The sequence below is a fragment of the Streptomyces sp. NPDC049577 genome (assembly GCF_040675635.1).
Classification (GTDB): Bacteria; Actinomycetota; Actinomycetes; order Streptomycetales; family Streptomycetaceae; genus Streptomyces.
Genome location: NZ_JBFAPH010000284.1, coordinates 1 through 8135 on the forward strand (window position 1 = coordinate 1; position 8135 = coordinate 8135).

5 protein-coding genes and 1 pseudogene are annotated in these 8135 nt (G+C 70.8%); 3 read left to right on the forward strand and 3 right to left on the reverse strand.

All coding sequences use genetic code 11. The features are described from left to right. The 3 genes and pseudogenes from AB0K09_RS25450 to AB0K09_RS25460 form a co-directional block, all read right to left on the reverse strand. Positions 1 to 513, reverse strand: a pseudogene (locus AB0K09_RS25450) (type III polyketide synthase); the annotation flags it as partial. A 9-nt stretch (positions 514 to 522) separates the two neighbouring features. Further along, on the reverse strand, positions 523 to 1731 hold the full coding sequence (locus tag AB0K09_RS25455) for a cytochrome P450 (protein ID WP_366067711.1): 1209 nt from the start codon (positions 1729 to 1731) through the stop codon (positions 523 to 525). Positions 1732 to 1932: 201 nt separating this feature from the next. Further along, positions 1933 to 2340, reverse strand: coding sequence for an ATP-binding protein (locus tag AB0K09_RS25460; protein WP_366067712.1), 408 nt, complete (start codon positions 2338 to 2340; stop codon positions 1933 to 1935). Between the two features lie 91 nt (positions 2341 to 2431). On the opposite strand from AB0K09_RS25460, the gene AB0K09_RS25465 reads away from it, so the two are divergent. From AB0K09_RS25465 to AB0K09_RS25475, 3 genes are all read left to right on the forward strand, one after another. Further along, on the forward strand, positions 2432 to 3247 hold the full coding sequence (locus AB0K09_RS25465) for a helix-turn-helix transcriptional regulator (RefSeq protein ID WP_366067713.1): 816 nt from the start codon (positions 2432 to 2434) through the stop codon (positions 3245 to 3247). After that, positions 3244 to 3432, forward strand: coding sequence for a DUF397 domain-containing protein (locus AB0K09_RS25470; protein ID WP_366067714.1), 189 nt, complete (start codon positions 3244 to 3246; stop codon positions 3430 to 3432). Before AB0K09_RS25465 ends, AB0K09_RS25470 begins: the two co-directional genes overlap by 4 nt. Before the next feature lie 128 nt (positions 3433 to 3560). Further along, on the forward strand, positions 3561 to 8135 hold a 4575-nt coding region (locus AB0K09_RS25475), incomplete at its 3' end, for a beta-ketoacyl synthase N-terminal-like domain-containing protein (RefSeq protein ID WP_366067715.1).

Consider the following 8135-nt stretch of genomic DNA (forward strand, 5'->3'; position numbering starts at 1 on the left):
GAGCAGCGAGCAGAACTCGCACGCGACGATCAGCACGTTCGCCTGCGGGTAAGCCATGCAGAAGTCATGGGCGCGGTTGATGGCCGCACCCCCCGCCGCGCAGCCCAGCTGGGCGATCGGCAGCTGCCGCGTCTCGTTGCGGAAGTTCATCGTGTTGATCAGCCACGCGGTCATCGACGGCATCATGAAGCCCGTACAGGAGACGTACACGATCATGTCGATGTCGCGGACCGTCACCTCCGCGTGGTCCAGGGCCCGCCGCACCACGTCGGGCACGCGCGCCTTCGCCTCCCGCTCGTACCGCGCGTTGCGCACGGTGAACCCCGGATGCTTCAGCGTGTCCTCGATCGGCTGCACGAGGTGCCGGGTCTGCACGCCCGTATTGCCGATCAGCCGCAGCGCGAGCGGCAGCTGGGGGTGGTCGGCGTGCAGGGTGCGCGCGAGCTCCAGCGTCTGCTCGCGCGTGATGACGTACTCCGGGACCGCGATGGCCGGTCTGCACAGTGTTGCCATGTCGGCTCCTTACCAAGCGACCGGCAGGGCGAGTGGATAGCGCCAGATGGAGACGGTGTTCCACTTCACCTCCTCCGCCGGTACGGCCAGCCGCAGTTCGGGAAAACGGGTGAGCAGGGTGCCGATGGCGGTCTGCAGTTCCATGCGCGCCAGGTGGGCCCCGAGACAGTGGTGCATGCCGTAGCCGAAGGTCATGTGCGGAGCGGGGTTGGTCCGCTCGAAGTCGAGCTCGTCGGCACGGTCGTAGGCGAGCTCGTCGCGGTTGGCGGTCAGGTAGGAGACATGGACCGTGTCGCCGGCCTTGATGGTGACCCCGTCGAACTCCACGTCCTCCAGCGCGACGCGGGGAATGCCCACCCCCTGGCGGAACGGGATGTACCGCAGCAGCTCCTCGATGGCCTGGGGCAGCAGATCGGGCTGGGCCCGCAGCTGCGCCAGCCGCTCGGGGTGGGTCAGCAGGGTGTAGATGATGTTGCAGATCATGTAGGTGCTGGTGTCGTGCCCCGTGACGAGCAGCAGCATGCCCATGACGGCCATCTCGTGCTCGTCGAGCACGTCGTCACCCACCCGCGCCGTGGCCAGCGCGCTCAGCAGGTCGTCACCCGGACGGCGCCGCCGCTCGGCGGTCAGCTCGGCGAAGTACGCCCGCAGGCCGGCCTTCGCCTCGGCCGCCGTGGTCTTGTCGGCGGCGGCCATGGACATCATGGCCATCGCCCAGCCGCGCAGCTTCGGGCGGTCGCCCCACGGCACGTCCAGCAGCTCGCAGATCGTCGTGAGCGGCAACTGCGCCGCCAGGTGGTGCGCCACGTCCGCCGGCGCGCCGTCCTCGACCATGTTGTCCAGCAGCTCGTCGACCGTGCGCTGGGTGTGCGGCCGCAACTCGTCGACCTGCGCGTTGCTGAACGCCTTCACCACCAGGCGCCGCAGCCGGTTCAGCGCCGGCGGGTCCATCAGGTTGATGGCCTCCGACTGCGCGATCGGCATCGGCGTGATGCGCGGGAAGTCGCGCCCGATCAGCGCGGCCCGGCTGAAACGACGGTCGGAGGTGACCGTCCGTACGTCTTCGTAGCGGGTCACAAGCCAGCATTCGCCCTCTCCGTACGGCATGCGTACGCGGGCGATCGGTGCCTCCTTTCGCAGGCGGGTCATGAAGGGATCGACATCGAGGGCTTCGTCGTGTCGGAACGGACAGCTCTGCACGGAATCCGAAGTGGTCATCGCAGCACTCCCCAACTACCCAGGGCCCCGCCGATGTGGCACCACCGGCCTATTTGGTGACCTTGCCGCAGGCGACTGCCCGCCACACATACGCTCGGGACGTTCACCTAAATAGTGGATTTTCCGGTGTAAATGGAGTGCACGTCCATCGAACGGGTATTGGAGAGATGGGCCACTCTGGTGACGATCGTCAAACAGCCGTCAGATGGCCAGTTCGCACCAGACGGTCTTGCCGGTGCCATGTGCGCGGGGCTGCGCGTCCCAGGCGTCGGCGAGCGCGGCGACGAGCGCGAGGCCGCGCCCGCTCTCGTCCTCGGACGTGGCGCGCCGCACGCGGGGGACTCCGTCCCCGGGGTCCGACACCTCGATCCGCAGCCGGCCGTCCCGGAGCAGGCACCGGGCACTGACCTCACGGCCGGGCGATGCGGTCCGCCCGTGCGTGCAGGCGTTCGTCATCAGCTCGCTGAGCAGCAGGACGGCCGTCTCGGCGGCGTCGTCGGGCAGGCACCAGGAGCGGGCCTGCTCACGCAGGAGAAAGCGGGAACGGGCGACGCTGCGCGGGTGCCGGGGGAGGCACCAGCCAACGTATGGGGGAATGTGGCTGAGCATGGCCTGAAGGGTGCTGGTCGCGACCTATCGTCGCGAGTAGCGACGAGGGTACGGACCGCGTCCGTACCCCTTCTCCGAGAGGCGGGGGCCTATGACGAACGAGACCTCTCAGCCACCCATGGCGTGGCGCTACTGCGGAAACCAGATCAAGCTCTGGCGTACGCACGCGGGCATCAGCCGGGAGCAACTGGCCGAGGAGGCCGGGTACGAGTACGAGTCGATCAAGTCCATGGAGCAGGGACGCCGCAAGCCGGCGCTGCGCGTCCTGGAGATCGCGGACGAGATGTGCGGCGCGGTGGGGAAGCTGGTCGCGGGCGCGGGGTACCTGCAACCGGAAAAGTTCCCCAGTCGCGTGCAGGACTACTTGGCCGTCGAGGCGGAGGCGATCGCCATCCACGCCTATCAGCCCTTGCTCATTCCCGGCCTGCTGCAGACCAAGGAGTACGCGCGCCAGCTGATCAGCACATTCTGGCCGCCCGTGGACGACGAGACGGCCGAGGAACGAATCCAGGCGCGGCTGATGCGTCAGGAGACGATGCGTCAGAGGCCCGCCACGCTGTTCACCTTCATCATCTACGAAGCGGCCTTGAGCAGCCAGGTGGGCGGCCGGGAAGTCATGCGGCGGCAGCTTCACCACCTCGTCGAAGCAGGCGAGTTGCAGAACGTCTGTGTCCAGGTGCTTCCCATCGGCTCCGCACCCACCATCGCGCTCGGCGGATCACTGATCGTTCTGGAGACCGATCAGCACAAGCACTACGCCTACGTGGAGGGTCAGGGGACCAGCATTCTGCACACCGACCCGAAGACGGTGAGCGCCCTCTCGACTCGCCATGACCTCATTCGATTTCACGCATTGAGCTTCGAGGAATCGACCCAGTTCATCGGAAAGTTGGCGGAAGACCTATGAGCACCGAACTCACGTGGTTCAAGTCCAGTCACAGCGATGGCGAAGGCGCGGAGTGCGTCGAAGTCGCGTTGTCACCTCGCCGCGTCCACATACGCGACTCCAAGCGCTCCGGCGCCGGCGTGAGCCTATCGATCTCCCCCACTGCGTGGGCGGGCTTCATAGCCACCATCAGAAGCACCGGGTAGCAACCACAACTGCCGGTATTCGCGAAGCCATTCGTACGACTCATACGTAAGAGTTAGTGTCCGTTTTACGCCCCACCCCGAGGGTGAGCCATAAGAGCGGTCGAACCCCGGGGGAAGGGCGGCAAGCCATGCGGTGCGGAACGGATGGACTGATCGGCATCGTCGGTGCCTCCTGCCGCCTTCCCGGTGGGATTTCGGATCTCCATGGATTGTGGGACGCCCTGTACGAGGGCCGTGATCTCATCACGGAAGTGCCTCCCGACCGCTTCAATCCGGTCCGCTTCGTCGACCCGACGATGCCGCGACCCGGAAAGAGCTACACGGCGGCGGGCGGATTCCTGGGGGACGTCACCGGCTTCGACGCCGCCTACTTCGGCATCTCGCCGAAGGAGGCGGGCCAGATGGATCCGCAGCAGCGGCTGCTGCTGGAGCTCGCGGTGGAGGCGTGCGACGACGCGAGCATCGCGCCGGACGCCCTGTCCGGCACGGACACCGGCGTGTTCGTCGGCATCTGCGACAACTCCTACGGCGCGCTGCAATTCCTGTCCGCGGAGGGCGTCAACGCGTACACGATGTCCGGCTCGGCATCGTCGATCGCCGCGAACCGGATCTCGCACTGCCTGGACCTGCACGGGCCGAGCCTGGCGGTGGACACCGCGTGTTCGTCGTCGCTCGTGGCGCTGGTGCAGGCGTGCCAGTCGCTGCTGTCGGGCGCGTGCGGCAGTGCGCTCGTCGGCGGGGTGAACCTGCTGCTCAACCCGTATCACTACGTGGGGTTCTCGCAGGCGTCGATGCTGTCGCCGACGGGCCGCTGCCGGTCGTTCGCGGCGGACGCCGACGGGTACGTGCGGGCGGAGGGCGGCGGCATGGTGCTGCTCAAGCCGCTGGCGGACGCGCTGGCGGACGGCGACCGCGTGCACGCGGTGATCGCCGGGAGCGGGGCCAACAGCGACGGACGCACTCCGGGGCTCGCCCTGCCCCGCAGGGAGACGCAGGAGGCGCTCCTGCGGGACGTGTACACGCGCTCGGGCATCGAGCCGGACGACCTCGCGTACCTGGAGGCGCACGGCACGGGCACCCCGGCGGGGGATCCGGTCGAGGTGGAGGCCATCGGACGGGCCCTGGGTGTCCGCCGGACGCGCGACGCGCTGCCGATCGGGTCCGTCAAGTCGAATCTCGGCCACCTGGAACCCGCCTCCGGCATGGCGGGACTGTTCAAGGCGCTGCTCGTGCTGCGGCACGGTGTCATCCCGCCCACCCTGCACATCTCATCGCCCAACCCGCACGTCGACTTCGCCGCTCTGCGGCTCGCCCCGGCGACGGACGTCATCGAGGTGACCGTCGGCGAGCACAGCGCGGTGGGCGTGAACTCCTTCGGCTTCGGCGGCGCGAACGCGCACGTCGTCCTGGTGCCCGCCCCGCCGGTCGCCGGCCGCCCCAGTGCACCGGCCGGCGGCGAGCGACCGGTCGTGGTGTCCGCACGGTCGCGGGACGCACTGGCGGCGGCCGTGGGCCGCATGGCGGACCGTATGGCGGTGGCGGGTACGGACGAGTTCTACGACCTCGCGTACACGGCCAGTCTGCGGCGCGGCCGGCATCCGCACTGCGCGGCCGTGGTCGCCGCGCAGCCCGCCCAGGCGGCCGAACGCCTCACCGCTCTGGCCGCGCGACTCGCCCCGGCCGCACAGACCGGGCAGACCGGGCAGCAGCACGAAACCGAGGAGGAGCGGGAGGAGCCACAGAGCCCGCCGGACGGCGCCGCGGTGAGCGACTGCACGGCACGCGGCCGGATCGTCTTCGCGTTCTCCGGCAACGGCGCGCAGTGGGCCGGAATGGCAGCGGACCTGCTGTCCGCCGATCCGGTGTTCCGGGAGGCCGTGGAGCGCGTCGACGCCGAGCTGTCGCCGCTGACGGGCTGGTCGGCGGCGGCCGCGCTCACCGATCCGGCCTTCGCGTCCCGGATGGGCGCCACGGAGGTCGGCCAGCCGCTGCTGTTCGTCGTCCAGGTCGCCCTGACGGAGACCCTGCGGCGGCGGGGCGTACGGCCGGCGGCCGTGGTGGGCCACAGCGTGGGCGAGATCGCGGCCGCCCACGTGGCCGGGGCGCTCTCCCTCCGGGACGCGGCACGGGTGATCGCCGCCCGCGGCCGGGCCCAGGCCGCGACCGCCGGGAACGGCGGCATGGCCGCCCTGTCGCTGCCGCGCGAACAGGCGGAGGAGGCCCTCCGGCCGCACCCCGGCCTGCACGTCGCCTGCGTCAACACCGGGCGCGACGTGACCGTCTCCGGCCCGCGGGACGAACTCGCCGCACTGCGGGACGCGCAGACCCGGCAGGGCGTCGCCTGCACGCTGCTCGACGTCGACTACGCGTTCCACAGCGCGGCCATGGATCCGGTCGAGCAGCCGCTGAAAGACGCACTGCGGGGGCTCGAACCCTCGGCCGTGTCCGTCCCCATGGTCTCCACCGTCACCGGCGCCCCCGTCGACGGCACCGGACTCGACGCCGCGTACTGGTGGCGCAACGTGCGCGAGCCCGTCCTGTTCGCCCCCGCCGTGGAACACCTGCTGGGCGCCGGCCACGACGTGTTCCTCGACATCGGCCCGCATCCCGCCCTGGCGCCCTATCTGCGCCGTCTGACACAGCAGCGGGGCGGGCCCGTCGCCGTCGTCCCCACCCTCACCAAGGACGGTGACGGGCCGGCCGACGTGCGCACCGCCCTGGCCGCCCTGGCCGCCGCCGGCGCGCACCTCGACTGGGACGCCCACTTCCCCGTCCCCGGCCGCGTCACCGACCTGCCCGCCTACCCCTGGCAGCGCGAACGCCACTGGAGCGGATCACCGGGAGCCTGGTCCGGGACTCCGGGCGACGGCGGCGTGGACCACCCGCTGCTCGGCGACCGGCTGCCACCGCTGCACGACCCGACCTGGCGCGGCCCCATCGAGACCGTGCTCATCCCCTGGCTGCAGGACCACCGCATCGGCGGATCGGTCGTCTGGCCCGCCACCGCCTACGTCGAGATGGCGCTCGCGGCCGGCCGGCGCGTGCTCGGCGCCCCCGCCGAGATCGAGCACCTGGAGATCTCGCGCCTGCTCGCCGTGCCGTGGGACAACCCGGGCGGCGTCACCCTGTACCTCACCCTGTCCCCGCGCGACGGCGCCGTCGTGATCACCAGCAGCAACGGCCTGCTCGGCGAGCCCACCCGGCACGCCACGGGCCGGGTACGCCGGCTGCTGCGCGAGCGGCCCGCGCCCCTCGACCTGCCGGCCGTCCGCGCACGCTGCACCGGCCACCTGGAACACGAGGAGATCTACAAGAACCTGTCGGCGACCGGACTGGACAACGGTCCTTCCTTCCGCAACCTCCGATGGATCGACACCGGCGTGGGCGAGACCCTCGCCGCCTACCGGCACCGGGATCCGGCCGACGGCTACGAAGTGCATCCGTCCCTGCTCGACGGGGCGCTCCAGGCCGGGATGCCCCTGCTCGCCGATCTGCTGCGGCCGCAGCGCTCCTACCTGCCGTCCGGGATGGACTCCGTGCGGGTCTGGCAGTCGCCCCCGCCCGCCGGCCTGGTGCACGTGAGCGAACGCGGCCGCACCACGACGGAGGTCTTCTGGGACGTCACCATCACCGACGAGGCGGGCACCGTGGCCGTCGTCCTCGAAGGGTGCCGGCTGCGCCGCGTGGAGCACCCGGGCGGCACGGTCCTCAGCCACTACGGCACCGTCATGCGCGCCCAGCCGCACCCCGGTGAGCCGGCGGCACGCTCCCCCCTGCCCCCGCCGTCCGAGATCCTCGCCGCCGCCGGACCGCGCATCGCCGAGTTGCGCGCCGCCTGGTCCGAGCTGGACTACGGCCGGGTGACACGGCGCCTCAAGGAGGGCCTCGCGCACGGCTACGCGTCGGCCTTCGCCGGCATCCTGCCGGACGTCACCGCACCGTTCACCACGAACGACCTCACCGCCTCCGGCATCCGCCCCCACCACCGCCGGCTCTTCGACCTCCTGCTGCCCCTCCTGCGCCGCCACGGCCTCGCCGAACGGCTGGAGGACGGGCGGTGGCGGCTCATCCCGCAGGACACCGGTTTCGCGGACATCGCGCTGCGGCAGACCCGTGAGGCCCCCGCCTACACGGCCGAGATCAGCCTGAGCTCGTCGGCCGGCCACTCCATCGGCGAGGTGCTGGCCGGGGCCAAGGAGCCGACGGAGCTGCTGCTGACCACCGGTAGCGCCGAGCTGATGGAGCAGTTCTACGACGTGGCGCCGTGGCAGCGCTTCCACCACCGGCTCATGCAGGCGCTGCTCACGCAGATCGTCGACCGCTGGCCCGCCGACCGCCCCCTGCGCGTCCTGGAGATCGGCGGCGGCACCGGCGGGGCCGCGGCCGCCCTGCTGCCCCTGCTGCCACCCGAACGGACCCGCTACACCTTCACCGACGTCTCGCCGGTCTTCCTCAGCCGCTCCGAGCGCCGGTTCGCCGCCTACGACTTCGTCGATCACCGCCTCTTCGACCTCGACACCGAACCGTGCGAACAGGGGCTGACCGAAGGCGGATTCGACCTCGTCGTGGCCTCCAACGCCCTGCACACCGCCAAGGACCTCGCCGCCGGGCACCCGACGCCTTCCAAATCGCCGACAACCTCCGCATCCAACGCGACGACCTCTTCGTCCTCATCGCCGCACCCCTGTGCATGCTCGCCCTCG